This window comes from Herbaspirillum sp. 1130, assembly GCF_017833835.1.
GTDB lineage: Bacteria > Pseudomonadota > Gammaproteobacteria > Burkholderiales > Burkholderiaceae_D > Herbaspirillum > Herbaspirillum huttiense.
Window position 1 is genome coordinate 491931 of the sequence record NZ_JAFICQ010000005.1, and the last position, 17404, is coordinate 509334.

Sequence of the window (17404 nt, forward strand, 5' to 3'; positions counted from 1 at the left end):
GTTTTTCATGAAGATCATTTTTGCCGGCACGCCGGAATTCGCCGCCGTCGCGCTCGAAGCGCTGTACGCTGCCGGTCACGAGATCACGCTGGTGCTGACCCAGCCCGACCGCCCCGCCGGACGCGGCATGCAGCTGCAGGCCTCACCCGTGAAGCAGTGCGCGATCAAGCACGGTACGCCCGTGGCGCAGCCGGTCTCGCTGCGCCTGAACGGCAAATATCCGGAAGTGGCACAGGAAGCCCACGCCCTGCTGCAATCGACCCCGCATGACGTGATGGTGGTGGCTGCCTATGGCCTGATCCTGCCGCGCAGCGTGCTCGACATCCCGCGCCTGGGCTGCATCAACATCCACGGCTCGCTGCTACCGCGCTGGCGCGGTGCCGCCCCCATCCATCGCGCCATCGAGGCCGGTGACGCCGAGACCGGCATCACCATCATGCAGATGGAAGAGGGCCTCGACACCGGCCCCATGATGCTGATCGAAAGCGTCCCCATTGCCGAAGACGACACCACCGGCACCCTGCATGACAAGCTGGCCGCGCTGGGCGGCAAGATGATCGTGGAAGCGATTGCGAGGCTGGAACAGGGCACGCTGCCGGCCACGCCACAGCCGGAAGAGGGCGCGAACTACGCCGCCAAGATCGCCAAGGAAGAGGCCGCGCTCGACTTCACCCAGAGTGCCGAGCAGCTGGCCCGCCGCATCCGCGCCTTCAATCCCTTCCCCGGCGCAACGGGCCGCTTCGGCGATACCGTGGTCAAGCTGTGGCAGGCGCGTCCGGTCAAGGTGGCGCAGCAGGGCGAGCCGGGACAGGTACTGTCGGCCGATGCCCAAGCTGGCATCGTGGTGGCTTGCGGTGAAGGCGCATTGCTGCTGACGGAACTGCAGAAGCCGGGCGGCAAGCGCCTGCCGGCGGCGGAATTCCTGAAGGGATTCCCGCTGGAAGGCGGCCGCTTCGCCTGAGCGCTGCGACCACCTTCAGGCAGGCATGAGGACTTTGGTTCAGGCGCGAACTAAGTCCTCCCGTCGCGCCTGAACGCCTGCGCGAATCAACGCGCCTGTTCTCCATCGAACTGTCTGAGCACCAGCGGCAGATGCCGCCAGAACAGTTCCTCGCCCAGATGCACGCGCGCCTGCCAGTCCTCGGCCGCATCGTCATCGGCGCCATCGGTGATGAACTTGAAAGCCCGCCACGGCAAGCCAAAGTGCCGGCACACGCGGGCGATGGCAAACAATTCCATATCCACCAGATCGACCTTCTGTTCCAGCAGCCAGTCGTCGGCTGCCGTCACGAAGCTGTCGCCGGTGCCGCACAGCACGCCGGGATAGCCGGACTCCAGGCGCGCCGGCTGTTGCTCCTGGTTCATCAATGGCGTCACTCCACGCGGTGCCAGCGGCATGGCCGCCATGTCGCGCTGGATGACGGCCGCCACTTCCAGCAGCCCGTCGTGCGCCGGATCGATCTTGCCGGCCGTGCCGAAATTGATGAGTGCGCGCGGGCGATGGGTCAGGATGGCCTGGGTCGCATGCAGGGCGGCATTGACCTTGCCCACGCCGCAATAGACCACCTGCACCCCCGCCGGGGCGGCGGTGGCATCGAGTTCATTTTCCAGGGCGGTCAGAATGAGGATGGGCGGGTGATCGGGCATGGATGTAAATAGTTAACATTCTGCAACCAAGCCCCGCCCGCAAAGCCTGCCGGGAGGCGGGAGGAGGGTGCTTTGGCGTATAATCGGGTTCACTTTTTGCCTGATGAACCGGTCCTTTTCTGGCCGGTTTTTTTATCCGCAGCGCGCTTGCGCGCGGGATCAGGCCTCGCATTGTTGCCGTTACCAGAGAAAAACGCCAGATGAAGCCGAACGAACTGTGCCAGACCGAATTGCTGCTGCGCGACCTGATGTCGCAGCGCATCCTCATCCTCGATGGTGCGATGGGCACCATGATCCAGCGCTACAAGCTGACCGAAGAGGATTATCGCGGCCAGCGTTTCGCCGACTTCAGCGTTCCCGGCAAGGACCTGTTCGTCAAGGGCAACAACGAGCTGCTCTCGCTGACCCAGCCGCACATCATCCAGGAAATCCACGAGCAATACCTGGCCGCCGGTGCCGACCTGATCGAGACCAATACCTTCGGTGCCACCAGCGTGGCCCAGGACGATTACCACATGGCGCATCTGGTCTACGAGATGAACGTGGAATCGGCGCGTCTGGCCCGTGCGGCCTGCGACAAGTACTCGACCCCGGACAAGCCGCGCTTCGTGGCCGGCGCCCTCGGCCCCACGCCCAAGACCGCTTCCATCTCACCGGACGTCAACGACCCGGCCGCGCGCAACGTCACCTTCGATCAGCTGGTGGCGGCCTACCTGGAGCAGACCCGTGCGCTGGTCGAAGGCGGTGCCGACGTGCTGCTGGTCGAGACCATCTTCGATACGCTCAACTGCAAGGCGGCTTTGTTCGCCATTGATACTTTCTTCGAAGAGAGCGGCAAGCGCCTGCCGATCATGATTTCGGGCACCGTCACCGATGCGTCCGGCCGCATCCTGTCGGGCCAGACCGTGACCGCCTTCTGGAACTCCATCCGCCATGCGCGCCCGCTGACCGTGGGCCTGAACTGCGCCCTCGGTGCGGCCCTGATGCGCCCCTATGCGGAAGAGCTGTCCAAGATCGCCGACACCTACGTCTGCATCTACCCCAACGCCGGCCTGCCCAATCCGATGAGCGATACCGGCTTCGATGAAACCCCGGATGTCACCTCGGCCCTGTTGAAGGAATTCGCCGAGAGCGGTTTTGTCAACGTCGCCGGTGGCTGCTGCGGCACCACGCCGCCGCACATCAAGGCCATTGCCGAGACGGTGGCCACCATCGCCCCGCGCAAGCTGCCCGAGCCCACGCACGAGATGCGCCTGTCGGGCCTGGAGCCCTTCACCATCAATGACCAGTCGCTCTACGTCAACGTCGGCGAGCGCACCAACGTCACCGGTTCCAAGGCCTTCGCCCGCCTGATCCTGAACGAGCAGTACGACGAGGCCCTGGCAGTGGCCCGCCAGCAGGTCGAGAACGGCGCGCAGATCATCGACATCAACATGGATGAGGCGATGCTCGATTCGGTCGCCGCCATGACGCGCTTCCTCAACCTGATCGCCTCCGAACCCGACATCGCACGCGTGCCCATCATGATCGACTCCTCCAAGTGGGAAGTCATCGAAGCGGGCCTGAAGTGCGTGCAGGGCAAGTCCATCGTCAACTCCATCTCGATGAAGGAAGGCGAGGAGAAATTCCTGCGCGAAGCCAAGCTTTGCCGCCGCTATGGGGCGGCCGTCATCGTCATGGCCTTCGACGAAGTGGGCCAGGCCGATACCTTCGCCCGCAAGATCGAGATCTGCGAACGCGCCTATCGCCTGCTGGTGGACAAGCTGGACTTCCCGCCCGAAGACATCATCTTCGACCCCAACATCTTTGCGGTCGCCACCGGCATCGAGGAACACAACAACTACGCGGTCGACTTCATCGAAGCCACCCGCTGGATCCACCAGAACCTGCCCTACGCCAAGATCAGCGGCGGTGTCTCCAACGTCTCCTTCAGCTTCCGCGGCAACGACCCGGCGCGCGAAGCGATCCACACCGTGTTCCTGTATCACGCCATCAAGGCCGGCATGACCATGGGCATCGTCAATGCCGGCATGATCGGCGTCTATGACGACCTGCCGGCCGAGCTGCGCGAGCGCGTGGAAGACGTGGTCCTGAACCGCCGCGAAGACGCCACCGAGCGCATGATCGAATACGCCGCCACGCTCAAGGCCGGCGACAAGAAGGAAGAAGCCACCCTGGAATGGCGCAACCTGCCGGTGGCCAAGCGCCTCTCGCATGCGCTGGTGCACGGCATCACGCAGTGGATCGTGGAAGACACCGAAGAGGTGCGCCAGCAGGTCGCCGCCGATGGCGGCCGCCCCATCCACGTGATTGAAGGTCCGCTGATGGATGGCATGAACGTGGTCGGTGATCTGTTCGGCCAGGGCAAGATGTTCCTGCCGCAGGTGGTCAAGTCGGCGCGCGTGATGAAGCAGGCCGTGGCGCACCTGATCCCCTTCATCGAAGAAGAGAAGCGCCAGCTCGAAATCGCCACCGGCGAAGTCGCCAAGCCCAAGGGCAAGATCGTCATTGCCACCGTCAAGGGCGACGTCCACGACATCGGCAAGAACATCGTCACCGTCGTCCTCCAGTGCAACAACTTCGAGGTCGTCAACATGGGCGTGATGGTGCCCTGCGCCGAGATCCTGGCCAAGGCCAAGGAAGAGAAGGCCGACATCATCGGCCTCTCCGGCCTGATCACCCCGTCGCTGGAAGAGATGGCCTACGTCGCCAAGGAAATGCAGCGCGATCCGTATTTCGCCGGCCTGAAGATGCCGCTGATGATCGGCGGCGCCACGACCTCGCGCGCCCACACGGCCGTCAAGATCGCCCCCAACTACGAAGGCCCGGTGGTCTACGTGCCGGATGCTTCGCGCGCCGTGTCGGTGGCGCAGTCGCTGCTGGCCGACGAGCAGAAGACGCAGTACGTGGCCGACCTCAACGCCGACTACGAACGCATCCGCGAACAGCACGCCAGCAAGAAGGCCGCGCCCATGCTGTCGCTGGCGGCAGCCCGCGCCAACAAGACCAAGCTGGAATTCGCACCGGTCAAGCCCAAGTTCATCGGCCGCCGCCTGTTCAAGAATGTGGACCTGGGTTTGCTGGCCAACTACATCGACTGGGGTCCGTTCTTCCAGACCTGGGACCTGGCCGGTCCTTATCCTGCGATCCTCACCGATGAAGTCGTGGGCGAAGCGGCGACCAAGGTCTTCCAGGAAGCCCAGGCCATGCTGAAGAAGATCATCGATGGCCGCTGGCTCACCGCCAATGGCGTCATCTCGCTCTTGCCGGCCAACACCGTCAACGACGACGATATCGAGATCTACACCGACGACAGCCGCAGCCAGGTCGCCTTCACCTATTACGGCCTGCGCCAGCAGACCGAGAAGCCGGTGGTGGATGGCGTGGCGCGTCCCAACCAGTGCCTGTCGGACTTCATCGCGCCCAAGGCATCGGGCGTGCAGGATTACATCGGCATGTTTGCCGTGACCGCTGGCTTGGGCATCGAGAAATACGAAAAGCGCTTCGAGGATGCGCACGACGATTACTCCTCGATCATGCTCAAGGCCCTGGCGGACCGCCTGGCCGAAGCCTTCGCCGAGTACCTGCATGAGCGCGTGCGCAAGGACCTGTGGGGCTATGCGGCCGATGAGAACCTGAGCAGCACCGATCTCATCAAGGAAAAATATCTCGGCATCCGTCCCGCCCCCGGCTATCCGGCTTGCCCGGAGCACACCGTCAAGGCTGAGGCTTTCCGCGTCATGCAGTGCGACGAGATCGGCATGCAGTTGACCGAGTCTTACGCCATGTTCCCCGGTGCCTCGGTGTCGGGCTTCTACTTCGCGCATCCGCAGTCGAAGTACTTCGTGGTCGGCAAGATCGGCGAAGACCAGGTGGTGGATATGGCAGAGCGCCGCCATGTGCCCAAGGAAGAGGTGGAGCGCTGGCTGGCGCCGAACCTGTAAATAGTTTACGGAATCGCCGTCCGGCCTGATGCCGGACGGTTAGTTTCATTTCCGGACTTTTGCCGCGGGTTCTTGTATTCCGTCGCCGTCCTGCTATCATCCACGCCCGCCGTTCCGTAGCCCTGCTTTTGCCATGATCGATTCCGCTGACCACGTCACCCATGCACTGCCCGTGACCGTGGCCACGCGCCTGCACTTCACCGACGGCAAGACGCGCGCCATCTTCACGGTGGACCTGGTGCAGGATCTGCTGGGTGACTGGGTACTCACGCAAGCCTGGGACGGCATCGAAGGCCGCAGCGCCGTGCGCCGGGTGGTGGTGGCCGGGCATGAGGAAGGCTTGCGGATGCTGCAGAAGATTGCCCGGCACAAGGAGCGCCTGGGGTTTCGGCCGGTGCATCTTTATCACGTGGGCTGAGGCTGCCTGCCTTGCTTGCTGATCGCCGTTCGCGCCCTGGTGGCCCGGACGGTTTTTTTATGTGCGGGTGTCTGGCAGGCCTGATATTCAGGAGTGTCGCATGAACATGCATGACCTGTTGGAGGGGGAGCTCCTCTCCATTGAGTGGGCGCAAGAGAAGACGTATGCCGGCCTTGAAGTCCTTACTGTGGACGACCGGAGAGTTCGGATCGACGCCATCGCCTTGCATGATGTCGATGTGCAGATGAGCTTTCATCCCGTCGCGCTCAATGCAGGCCGTTGCACTGCCGACGGCAGCCCAAGCCTCGGTGAGATTGAAGCGATACAGTTCGCTCCCCATCGGCTCACGCTCGAAGGCGATTTCGGGCGTATCGAGTTGGTAGCGGGGCACATGGAAATCGTTGCATGTGAGCTTGTGAAATCCGAAAGGTGAATCCATGCGTCACAGAAAATCGCTCTTTCTTTTTATCGAAGCAGTAGCTTTGGGTGGTTCTTCTGACGTCGTTGGTACACGAGCAGAATCCAATTTTTGGCGATGACAGCTTTGGGGCCGGCATGCCAATCAATCTCATCAGTCGGGAACTTCTTCTGCCATAATGTTTGGCCGCCATACCGCCGACATAAACAATTAAAAGGGGAATTCCATCCATGAATGCATCACTGCGTTTTCTCATTTCTTTTTTTGCAAGTCTATTTTTCATCTGCAGCAGCGCCTATGCGGTGGACCAAGCGACCGAAGCCGAGCAAAAAGCTGCGGCTCAGGAGGCTGAAAAGCTTCTCCAGCATGGCCCTGTCTCCATCGATATCCAAGATCAGGCAAAGCTTGCGCTCCCGGCTGGAACTGCATTCATCCCTTCTGCTGCCGCGGCACGTTATTTGCGTTCCCTTGGCAACCGCGTTAATGAACAAGGATTGGTCGGCATCATTGTGCCTACCGATGGCACAAGCTCATGGATGAGCGTACTGACCGTGGAAAAAGCCGGCTATGTCCGTGACGATGATGCCAAGGATTGGAAGGCAGACGACATCCTCAGCAACCTCAAGGAAGGCACAGAGGCCGCCAATGCTGAGCGCACGCAACACGGAATTCCTGAGATCGAAGTGACCGGTTGGGCCGAGATACCCAAATATGATTCGGCTACACATAAGCTGGTGTGGTCAGCCATCGTGGCCAACAAAGGCAAGCATGATGCCCCATCCGACCTTTCGGTGAATTACCGTACCTTAGCATTGGGTCGTGAAGGCTATCTCTCACTCACTATGGTCAGCTCGCTGGATCTGCTCCAACAGTACAAGCCAGCTGCGCAACAACTGCTCGCGGCGATCAGTTTCAACGAAGGCAAACGATACATTGATTTCAACGCATCCACCGATCATGTCGCCGAATATGGTCTTGCCGCTTTGGTGGCAGGGGTGGCGATCAAGAAGCTGGGCCTGTTTGCTCTCGTTGCTGCCTTTTTTGCCAAGTTCTTCAAGGTGATTCTGTTGGCCGTATTCGGCTTTGGCGCGGCCTTCAAGAAGTTCTTTACCGGTAAAGCCAAGACTGCCTCTCCGACTGTGTCGGGAGAAGATACGCATGCTCCCGTTTCGACCGTGCTAATTCCACCGGAAGCGCAGAACACTCCACCGTCGTCGCCTGGGCCTGCGGATTCACGCTGAGCAAACGTCATGATCAAACTGCTAGTGCTTGCCCTATCCGGGCTCAAGTTCGGCAAGTTGCTTGCGTCGGGCGGTTCCATGCTGCTGTCGCTATTAGGCTATACCTTGATCTTCGGCTGGCGCTATGCGCTGGGCTTTGTATGCATGCTGCTGATTCACGAATACGGCCATTACTGGGCAGCCCGCAATCGGCAGCTGGATGTCGGCTTGCCGACCTTCATTCCATTCGTCGGTGCGTGGATAGAAATGAAGGACAAGCCCCTCGATGCAGAAACGGAAGCGTATGTCGGATTGGCCGGCCCACTTGCTGGCAGTATTGCAGCGCTTGCCTGCTATTTCGCAGCACGTCAACTGGACAGCTCGCTGTTGCTCGCCATTTCATACAGTGGCTTTTTCCTCAATCTATTCAATCTCATCCCGTTGTCGCCCTTCGATGGTGGCCGTATTACGGCAGTATTGTCTCCCCGTATCTGGTTCGCCGGCGTTCCGGTGTTGATAGCGCTGTTCGTCTACCATCCGAGTCCGATGCTGATCCTGGTTGCGATATTGGCCTTGCCGCAACTTCGACTAGCCTGGAACTATGATCCGAGTCATCCCGACAATGCACGCTATTACGGAGTTCCGCTTTCGACGAAGCTTAACTACAGTACGTGCTACCTCGCCTTGATTGCATTTCTCGCGATGATGGTGCTTGGTGTGCATGACATGTTGGGTGCGGTGCGAGTTATGCACTAGTAATCACGCAAGCAGGTATGGCGCATGCAAGGAGTCAATATAGGCCACCTATCGGTGGCGCTCGACGAGTTCGCCAATCGGTACCTGTAACGATGTAATCGGAGTCCTGTGCAACCGCGAGTGACATGGATTGTTCTTGCGCACGATGCCCACAATCGGCCCGGGACGGACTGCAGCCCAACCAACATATCGAAAGAAGCCATATGACCTGCGATCCGCTCTCACAAGTCATTGACGAACCGATTGCCTTGGATGCAAGCGTCACCGAACAATTGCGAGCCTATCGGCTGGCGGCGAAGTACTACTGGCAAATGGCCTGAAATCTGACTTCTCATTTTCAATGAAGACAAAAATCGGACTGGTCCTTGCGGGCATCGTTATCGCGATTCAATGGCTGATAGTAGTGAGCTTCATGGATCATTCCTATTCCTCGTGGTTGAAGGAGGGGAATCGGGTTGTCACGGCCAGTATCCGCGGCACCATCTTCTTCACCATTTGTTCGGGGCTCGCCATCCTGTTCCTGGCAAAGATGAATGACAGATTCCATCAAGCCCGATCAGCTCTTCGTTATCTCAGCCAGATCCTCATGTTGATGGGATTGGCAGGCGTGTTGGTATTTTGGGGAATGATCTTTTCTGCAATCGTTCTGCTTGTGAATCGCTGAAGGTGTTTGGTGACGGCCAGGAATTGGCGGTTGCAGAGTCACCCGATGCCGATGCCCGTGTCGTGACAATGATGCGTTTCAGGCGACTGCAAGCTCGGTTGTGGCTGCAATCTACCAGAAGCAGGCTTTTTCCGTTTCGCCGAACGAACCCTCTCGCGCCGATGATATGTCCGTGCCAGCAAACGCCGACAGGCTTGCTACATTGTCCCGTTTGGTCTCCCGAGGTGAAAATGCTGGCCGACATGTCAATCCTCTCATACGTTCTCTTTTCCAGTTCAACTGCATATGAAAACTCGCCGTCTCGTCTTTTTCTCTCTGTCATTGGTGTGCTCATTGGCGATGGGCCAGGAGGCCTGTGAGAAATTAAGTGCCACCCCAAGAACTGTAAGGCAAATGGCTGATGCGCAATTATCCGTATCGAAGAAGGCTGTTGTCGTACAGGACTCGGATTCTGAACCCAATAAATGCTTTCCCCGTGCAAAGTCTTTGATGGTGATGGGAGCACCGCTCTGCCAGATGGAATTTTCGAATGTTCAGGTTCCCGTTTTGGCCGCTGTCTTTGCTTCGACGGAAGACAGTAGCAATGCGGAATCCGCGTTCTATATCATGCGCGGGAAAAAAGAGGATGTTGCCGCAGCATCAGCCTACTTCGACAAGAACTATAGCGACGCAACAGCCGAGTATCTGAAAGACATCAAAAAGGGAAGGGTTTACGGATCTCTGCGTGCCTGGAAAAACGGCGCGCAGTATATCGTTCTGGAACAAGATGAACCTGGTTATCGTTCCGAGGATATGTCATTGAGCCTGAGCGTAGGCAGCAAGCAAGGAATGATCATCAGCAATACAGATCTCAATACTTGCCGTTGAGCGCCCGCTTTTTTCTTGCTGCTTCCATGCTTGCGTTTCAACGTCCAGATGTCGTCCGCAAGTTTTCAGCAGCGTGCTTTCCTGGCCGCGGTTTTAGCTAATGATGAACGGCAGATAACGGAGCTATCCCGATCACATGCTCGTTTAGGGTTTCGCATGATTTTCTGAGAAGCATAGGCGGTTTCCATATCGGCGATCCTCATTGCTGTGGGGGCCATGATGTCCGCTATCGTTCAGAAGTGGCCCTTGTACGCAAACTGTCCCACGAATTCCGGCTAGGTGTTGTGGATGGAAATACTCATGGTTTGGCGTTCGGAACAAGCGAGCGTTCCTGGACCCGCGAGAATCTGAAATGTACGAACTTTACGATGAATATCTTGGTCGCGACTTCTCGTCTGACTATTGGTCAGATGAGGGAATATCGCAGGCGGGATTGATGTTGAGCAGATTTACCGATAGCGATTGGAGTGCTCTTGCTACCTCGTGCCTTGGCAAGCCCGAAAAGTGGGGTATTCGATGCGCAGAGACTCTCGGCGATATCCAGAGTTACAACGCGATTTTAGTTTTGCTCCAACTACTCAAATCCGTAAATTATGATATCCGCGTCGCAGTACTTGATTCGATCCGATCTCATTTGAGTAGTGCGGCATATATCTCACCGCATGTTCAAGAAATAACTGATGCCGTGGCACAGATAAGGGCATCCAAAGGCGTCGATCACATTGTTGACTTGATACTTACGTCGCTCGAGAAACAGATGGTCAGGTTGTTGAATTGCATTTAAATCTGACCCACTTTCTCAGGAAATTTGCATCCTAAGTTGACCCATGTTTAGACCACAATCCTGCTCATGACAGCGAGCGGGAGAACGGAGTGATAAACGTGGCCCTACTTGGAATTATTCGACGCTGGTACATTAGAGACCATATCTCAATCCGGGAAATCGCCCGCCGCCTGGACATCTCCCGCAATACGGTTCGCCGTTATATCCGGTCGGACGCGATCGAACCAGCATACCCAGCAAGGCATTCACCGAGCTCTCTTGATGAGTTTGCTCCCAGGCTCTCCGCTTGGCTGAGCGCTGAGTCCGTTAAATCTCGAAAGCAACGAAGAACCCTGAAACAGATGTTCCTGGATCTAAAAGAACTGGGATATGAAGGGTCGTATGACCGTGTGGCCGCCTTTGGTAGGCGGTGGAAGGTGGGTCAAATGGAGAGGGTCAAATCTGCGAGCAAATCAACACATCATGGTCGTGGCTAACCAGGATTGCCAAAAATGAAGAGATATCGCCCTGCCATCACGATACTGATTCTGTCTGCGCTCAACCTTTTTTCATCTGCCTACGCACAGAATTTCCCATTAAAACCAGCCCCCTTTAATGACAGATTTCAAGGATATCCAAATGCCTGCGTTTCCTCTGAGCGCCAGCGGATAGAGGCCGAAATACATGTTCTTGCCACAAATCATGAACCGGCGCTTGCCTCTCGTCTGGCGCTCGAAATGCTATGTGGAGACAATTATCAGTCCTATGAGTACGTAATTTCGCATACTGCGGAAACAATCCGTAGTGTAGACACTGGAAGTTATGATGAGCATGGGCACTTTGCAGCAGTTCAGGTAGCGGGAGCCGCTATTGTTCTTGCGAGGAGAGAAGCTTGGAACGTTCATGTCTCACGTCTATACGCAGGAGGAATCGGGATTGAATTCTCTGATGGTGGACCGTGCATTTCTAGCTTTGAGATAGATAGACCGGCAACGCATTGGGTAATTGTCGCTACTGACGTTATGTGCGATTAGGTCCGTATTTACAGGCAGCCATGTCTGCTACCGGCCAGAAGCAGTCATACGATTTCTATCATTTTTGACAAAGACAATCGATAACATTGTATGGAGGATGCCATGGAGGCCGTTGACCCATCCTCGAGACGTACCTGCTCTTCAGCTCCAACTGGAACGAGAGCTTGCAGAAGGCCATCCCCTCTGGGGGAATGATATTGAAGTCGTTGGCCGTCGAGTGGACAACGATGATGTATTGGTCCTTTGTTGCGATGGAGCAATGGTAGTTGTCCATCTCGACTGGGCAACCGGCCCGCATAATAATCCAGCAGAATACCCGTCAGTTATCACCTACCAGTCTCTAGCCGAATTCCATCAAGCCATGGATTCTGATGCACATGAGTATGGTGACGATGATTGAATCAAAGTTCGCAATCGGCCCGGGACAGACTTTTGAGGCTTCGTCCTGCCCAGTTCGTCGTCGCTTTGCCCAAATTGATTCCAGCTAGCGGCCTAGATATGTAACTGCTTACATTAAATGAAGGAAATTAATGGGTTTTTCTATCTCTTGGTTAGCCACTCCGTCCGATAAGAAAGAGATTGTGCTTAGTGCATTGGGTTTAGCTGAAACCAATCAACGTCAGTCATTCACAGAAACCGCTCGCGCGGGAATTGCGCTGCCAACTGGATGGTACGTCGTATGGTTTGACACCCCCAGTCCTTCGGCATTGAAACCGGAATTTCTGCGTATGCTCTCCGCAAGCACGAAGATCGTCGCATGTCAGATAGAAGAGCATGCAATGGTCAGCACGGCAGCTTGCTGGGAAAATGGAAAAGAGCAATGGTTTATTGCTCACGACGCAGAAGATGGGGTCATGAGCCTTGATGTGATGGGCAATCCGCCTGTCTTTTTTGATGAGGTACGCGCGGAGATGCTGCAGCTACAGGATGGCCGTACGGATGTCGACTATGTCTTTGATGTCGCGATTATGCTGGCAGAGCGATTAGTCGGATTCCGACATGATGCGGCATTTGACGAGAATGAAGAGGAAATGTTTTTTGTTCTCTCGCAACGTTCGGCGGCATAGGCTCCCAGTGCGAAAAGACTTGCTAAAGGCGTGGAATATGATGTCTTCTATTGGCCAGAGGATGCCGTTCAATAAGGAATCAGATATGCGATTCAAATTGGAATATCTATCGACTGGCAATGCTCCATATGTGTTGGCGCGTCAAGTAGACAAAGGTGACTTCAGAGTAGGGCCGGATTCGCGTCTGGCCGGCGTTCGTATCAAGTGCCAATTTTTACAACCACGCGCACTACGACCAGACGGCTCACCAGATTTGACCGTATTTTCCTTTGAATTGCTGGAGCGTAAAGATGGCGAGCTTTTGAAGATTGGCGAAACGGTAGACCTGATTCCATGAAGTCTCAATACGGCCAAAAGCGGACTTTCAATAGATAAAGCACATGCCAATAATTTTTCAACTATCCGAATTTAAGAAAGCACCGCGAGGGCCGTACGCTTTCGATTTTTGGGTCCACCCAGTTTTAATTTCGAGCGTATTAGGTTTATTTGCCGTCGAACTTCGTCCGGATATTGGCGAGCCAGATTTGCAGATGGTTAATGAAGCTGAAAGATTAGTCTCATTTATGCAAGCACATCCCGATAAACTATTGGATAAAGTCTATGAACACTATCGGGGTTTCGATGCGCATTCTGAATGGCTAGCTTCCTGCGACGTTCCAGAAAATTTAAATAAAGATGAACTGCTGCCATATCTTGTAGTGAGAGATATTGTCGTCATTCGGGACGAAGACATGCAAGCACTGAGTTCATGTTTTTACATCTCTCCACAATGGGATACGGAACACGGCATTTACCTTGAACTGCACGGAATTAAGCTGGAATATTGCGAATTTTGAGTTCTGAAAGTATAGCCGGACACGGCCAGTAGCAGGCATTGAAAATGGTATTGATGTAGAGCCTCCCGCAATCAACAACGCTACTTCAGGTACTTAACTACTTATGACTACTATGAAAAGCTTTGATTTTAAAACGCGTTTTATCGGGGCTTTACCTTCTATTCCTCCTGGGCTGGAATTAAATTTGGACAGGTTTGTCGAGTTTGATAAAAATCTTCTCTCTTGCTTGGCTGAAGAGGATAGCGCCTTCCTTGAACGACATGGTTTGCCGTGCGATGCGTCACCGTTTCTAAGTTTTTCCGCATATTCTCCGTCGCAAATTGCTCAAAGTATCGAAACCTTCGCATTACCCCCCCATTACCTTCCCATTGGAAACAATGGGGCAGGTGACATCATTGCGATAGACGAGGACTCGCGACAGGTCGTCTACTTTAATCATGATGCGCATAACTTACGGGTTTTTATCAATTCGACAGTGAACCAGTTTGCAGAATGCCTCTGTGTCTTCCAAGAGCATCTTCGAAGCGAAACGATGTCCTCTTGTTTAACTGAAATTGAAGGAATAGATGCCGCCGCCGCAAACGTCAATACCATGTGGCACAGTGAGGTGATGGCGGAGATTTCAAAATTATAGATATTGTTTGGTTGCGAATTGGACGGCAAGAGAACGGCCGCAATCGGCCACAAGCGGACCAAAATCAATGCTTAAAAAAGATTTTTAAAAATATTAATAAAATGAAAATTCCAAAACTCTCGCCGTCTCAACTCCAAATGACGTGGCAATGCGCAGCTCAGTGCGATGCCCTGATAACTTCCGAAGATTGGCTAAGATCCTTCTGGTATGAACAGTACTGGTCGGACGGGATTGCAATGGCTAAATACGACAATGGTGCGGGAGACCATGTTATTGCGCTCTTTAGCGTTGACGGAAAAGTTGTGCTCAAAGGCTTTGACCACGAATCAGAAGTCAGCCCATATGCGCGCGATGAATACGGAATCTGGCCAGGGATTTACGAGGGTATGCCGCAAGAATTCCTACGTTTGATACAGGACGAGGCCATCGAATCTGAGCTCGTTACGTTTTGCTGTTGGAGTACAGACGGTAAATCTTGGGAAACCGGAACCGCGTTACTTCCTGTCGGCATTGATGATGGCTCCGACTGGTTGTTAGATATGGTGCAAATGGACGCGGAAGAGTTCATTGAGTGGGCAAAATCTTACTATGAAGATAACTTTGAACGAATCGGTGAAGATGGCATTTTCAAGGAATTCAACGTGCGTTATAAACCTGCGTCGCTGGGCGACTGACTGTTTCGGAGCATGCCTGCTTGAGTGAAAATTTGGGACGCTCTGGGTCGGTTCCGATGATTTGATTAATGTCGCTGTACTTGAAGCTGAACGAGATACCTGATTCGAATGCCGTAGTCATCAAGGACCGCTTCCGGCCAGAAGCAGACATCCCATTTATCCGGAACCAAGAATTCAAGCAATCACGAAAATTCAAAATGAAAATTTACCCGGCATTTTTTTTTCTACTGTTATTCCTGTCGAACTGCGCTCATGCGCAACTCCCCCGCGATTGCAGCGACGCCTCACAAAAGTTGCTGGAGGCAGAAGTTCAGCAAGGGAATCCCAAGGCCCAATATTTGTTGGGCACTCAGCTTTTGACGGGGCAATGCGGAAGAAAAGATAGTGATGAAGGCGTCAAGCTGGAAGCCAAGTCGGCCGAGAGTGGATATCCGCCCGCAATCCATATCCTTGGTGTCATTCTTCGCAAAGAGCGCAGCATCCAGGAAGCTGTTCCGTTTTTCCTTGGTGCAGCACAAAAAGGCTTCCGTTTAGCTGAAGTTGACCTTGCGTTCGCTTACGGCGAAGGCTCTCCGATCAAGAATCTACCACTGTCCTACGCATGGTTCTCTGTCGCGGAAAGTCATGAAGAAAAAGCAGAGCTAAAACAATTTCTCGCATCGAATTTAAAGATGCTGGCAGGAAAAATGGGTGACGCGGATATGGAAAAGGCAAACCAATTGAAGGAGAAGTTGCTCGCGGATTTTGGCTCCATCCCGCGATTTAAAGATGATCCATGAAATCACCAGCGGCCAAATGTGAGCAACACCAAGACACAGGTACACGGTCAGCCAGTGCTCCTGTTTTCGATGGCAGTGATTCCGCTACTGTGGCTTGCTGTCACGATAGGCCGGGAATGGTCAACGAGCCATGACGATCGGCATTTGGTAAAGCTTCTGCCTTTCGCTCGCAGAGACATCGGTGAAATCGCTTGATGGGACGCCTTGCCGAAGCAAGCCTGGGCATCTGCCTCGATTACTATCCCTATAAAAAAGATGAGAAACAAGGCTGATCGGACCAAGCTCATCGCCAGCAGTCAGCCAAGAAAAATTGCCAACAGAGAACAAGCGGGCGTTGCAGCGCCCCATTAAAAAAATGATCAGGAGACCCCCATGCCCCCATTCTCCCCCGCAAGCCCCGCACCCCCCGACCCCCACCAGGTCGACTCCCCCTACGCCGTAATGCGCCTCTGCATCACCATGATCCTGATGGTCGTGGGTGCCAGCGGCATGTACGTGATTGCAGTGGTGCTGCCCTACGTGCAGGCGCATTACTACGTCGACCGGGGCCTGGCCTCGATGCCCTATACCCTCACCATGCTGGGCGTGGGCGTCGGTGGCCTGCTCATGGGCCGCATGGCCGACCGCTCCGGCATCACCCGGCCGATGATGCTGGGCGGGCTGTGCCTGGGCGGCGGTTTCATCGCCGCTTCCTGGGCCCAGGACATCTGGACCTTCATGGCCGTGCATTGCATCCTCATCGGCCTGCTGGGGACCTCCGCCACCTTTTCTCCGCTGGTGGCCGATACCTCGCTGTGGTTCCGCAAGCGGCGCGGCATCGCCGTGGCGGTCTGCGCCAGCGGCAACTACCTGGGCGGCGCAATCTGGCCGCCCATCGTCCAGCATTTCGTCGACAACTACGGCTGGCAGGAAACCTATCGCGGTCTGGGCCTGATCTGCATCCTGGTCATGTGCCCGCTGGCCCTGCTCATGCGCGCCCGGCCGCCGGTGCAGGACAGCAGTGCAGCGACGGCCCGCGCCGGCGGCGGCCCGCGCCCCTTCGGCCTGGCACCGGGCTCCGCCCAGCTGCTGCTGTGCGTGGCCGGTGTCGCCTGTTGCGTGGCCATGGCCATGCCCCAGGTCCACATCGTGGCCTACTGCGGCGACCTCGGCTACGGCCCGGCACGCGGTGCCCAGATGCTCTCGCTGATGCTGGCCTGTGGCGTGGTCAGCCGCCTGGTCTCCGGGGCCATCTGCGACCGCATCGGCGGCCTGCGCACCCTGCTGCTGGGCTCGGCCCTGCAAGGCCTGTCGCTGCTGCTGTTCATTCCCTTCGACAGCCTGGCCTCGCTCTATCTCATCTCGGCCCTGTTCGGGCTGTTCCAGGGCGGTATCGTGCCGTCCTACGCCATCATCGTGCGCGAATACTTCCCCGCTGCCGAAGCCGGCCAGCGCGTGGGTGCGGTCATCATGGCCACCATGTTCGGCATGGCGCTGGGCGGCTGGATGTCCGGCAAGATCTTCGATCTCACCGGCAGCTATCACGCGGCCTTCGCCAATGGCATCGCCTGGAACCTGCTGAACCTGGGTATCGCGGTGCTGCTCTTCACGCGGGTGCGCGGCATGCGGTTGCGGGCCGCCTGAGAGAAGAGGGCACAACCGCGCAACGCCAGATGCGGCCGTGGTTGGCAGCGTAGCGGCTTT

General features: G+C 56.0%; 18 protein-coding genes and 1 pseudogene. 18 read left to right on the forward strand and 1 reads right to left on the reverse strand.

What is annotated here, in order from left to right; genetic code table 11:
• Positions 1-7: 7 nt before the first annotated feature.
• On the forward strand, positions 8-961 hold the full coding sequence (fmt, locus tag JOD78_RS23715; RefSeq protein WP_134137040.1) for a methionyl-tRNA formyltransferase: 954 nt from the start codon (positions 8-10) through the stop codon (positions 959-961).
• Between the two features lie 86 nt (positions 962-1047).
• Here the strand turns inward: fmt and JOD78_RS23720 are convergent, their stop codons facing one another.
• Positions 1048-1647, reverse strand: coding sequence for a 5'-methylthioadenosine nucleosidase (locus JOD78_RS23720; RefSeq protein ID WP_134137039.1), 600 nt, complete (start codon positions 1645-1647; stop codon positions 1048-1050).
• A 200-nt stretch (positions 1648-1847) separates the two neighbouring features.
• Between JOD78_RS23720 and metH the strand changes: the two genes are divergently transcribed.
• From metH to JOD78_RS23805, 17 genes and pseudogenes are all read left to right on the forward strand, one after another.
• Positions 1848-5591 carry a methionine synthase gene (gene metH, locus JOD78_RS23725; RefSeq protein ID WP_209570068.1) on the forward strand — a complete coding sequence of 1248 codons (3744 nt, stop codon included), beginning with the start codon at positions 1848-1850 and terminating at the stop codon, positions 5589-5591.
• 133 nt (positions 5592-5724) lie between these two features.
• A complete protein-coding gene (locus tag JOD78_RS23730; RefSeq protein ID WP_034336458.1) occupies positions 5725-6009 on the forward strand; it encodes a WGR domain-containing protein in 285 nt (94 codons plus the stop codon).
• Positions 6010-6109: 100 nt separating this feature from the next.
• Positions 6110-6442: a hypothetical protein gene (locus JOD78_RS23735; RefSeq protein ID WP_121040722.1), complete on the forward strand. Its 333-nt coding sequence runs from the start codon at positions 6110-6112 to the stop codon at positions 6440-6442.
• A gap of 215 nt (positions 6443-6657) precedes the next feature.
• A complete protein-coding gene (locus JOD78_RS23740; RefSeq protein ID WP_121040721.1) occupies positions 6658-7668 on the forward strand; it encodes a DUF2167 domain-containing protein in 1011 nt (336 codons plus the stop codon).
• 9 nt (positions 7669-7677) lie between these two features.
• Positions 7678-8403: a site-2 protease family protein gene (locus JOD78_RS23745; protein ID WP_121040719.1), complete on the forward strand. Its 726-nt coding sequence runs from the start codon at positions 7678-7680 to the stop codon at positions 8401-8403.
• Between the two features lie 340 nt (positions 8404-8743).
• The gene (locus JOD78_RS23750; protein ID WP_039783554.1) at positions 8744-9067 is read left to right on the forward strand and encodes a hypothetical protein; all 324 of its coding nucleotides are present in this window, start codon (positions 8744-8746) and stop codon (positions 9065-9067) included.
• Positions 9068-9352: 285 nt separating this feature from the next.
• Complete coding sequence (locus JOD78_RS23755; RefSeq protein WP_134040213.1) at positions 9353-9934, forward strand: hypothetical protein; 582 nt, start codon at positions 9353-9355, stop codon at positions 9932-9934.
• 873 nt (positions 9935-10807) lie between these two features.
• A pseudogene (locus JOD78_RS23760) lies at positions 10808-11131 on the forward strand (helix-turn-helix domain-containing protein); the annotation flags it as partial.
• Between the two features lie 78 nt (positions 11132-11209).
• Entirely contained in the window at positions 11210-11731 is a 522-nt protein-coding gene (locus tag JOD78_RS23765; RefSeq protein WP_134040217.1) for a hypothetical protein, read from the forward strand.
• 112 nt (positions 11732-11843) lie between these two features.
• Complete coding sequence (locus JOD78_RS23770; protein WP_209569905.1) at positions 11844-12131, forward strand: hypothetical protein; 288 nt, start codon at positions 11844-11846, stop codon at positions 12129-12131.
• 130 nt (positions 12132-12261) lie between these two features.
• Entirely contained in the window at positions 12262-12798 is a 537-nt protein-coding gene (locus JOD78_RS23775) for a hypothetical protein (protein ID WP_209569903.1), read from the forward strand.
• A 37-nt stretch (positions 12799-12835) separates the two neighbouring features.
• Positions 12836-13135, forward strand: a complete 300-nt coding sequence (locus JOD78_RS23780) for a hypothetical protein (RefSeq protein ID WP_134040223.1) — start codon at positions 12836-12838, stop codon at positions 13133-13135.
• Between the two features lie 43 nt (positions 13136-13178).
• Positions 13179-13634 (forward strand): hypothetical protein, encoded by a 456-nt coding sequence (locus JOD78_RS23785; RefSeq protein WP_209569901.1) that lies wholly within the window; start codon positions 13179-13181, stop codon positions 13632-13634.
• Between the two features lie 103 nt (positions 13635-13737).
• Entirely contained in the window at positions 13738-14268 is a 531-nt protein-coding gene (locus JOD78_RS23790) for an SMI1/KNR4 family protein (protein WP_209569899.1), read from the forward strand.
• A 236-nt stretch (positions 14269-14504) separates the two neighbouring features.
• Positions 14505-14942: a hypothetical protein gene (locus JOD78_RS23795; RefSeq protein ID WP_209569897.1), complete on the forward strand. Its 438-nt coding sequence runs from the start codon at positions 14505-14507 to the stop codon at positions 14940-14942.
• Between the two features lie 68 nt (positions 14943-15010).
• Positions 15011-15721 (forward strand): sel1 repeat family protein, encoded by a 711-nt coding sequence (locus JOD78_RS23800; RefSeq protein WP_121040703.1) that lies wholly within the window; start codon positions 15011-15013, stop codon positions 15719-15721.
• Positions 15722-16093: 372 nt separating this feature from the next.
• Complete coding sequence (locus JOD78_RS23805) at positions 16094-17344, forward strand: MFS transporter (protein ID WP_209569895.1); 1251 nt, start codon at positions 16094-16096, stop codon at positions 17342-17344.
• Positions 17345-17404: the final 60 nt, after the last annotated feature.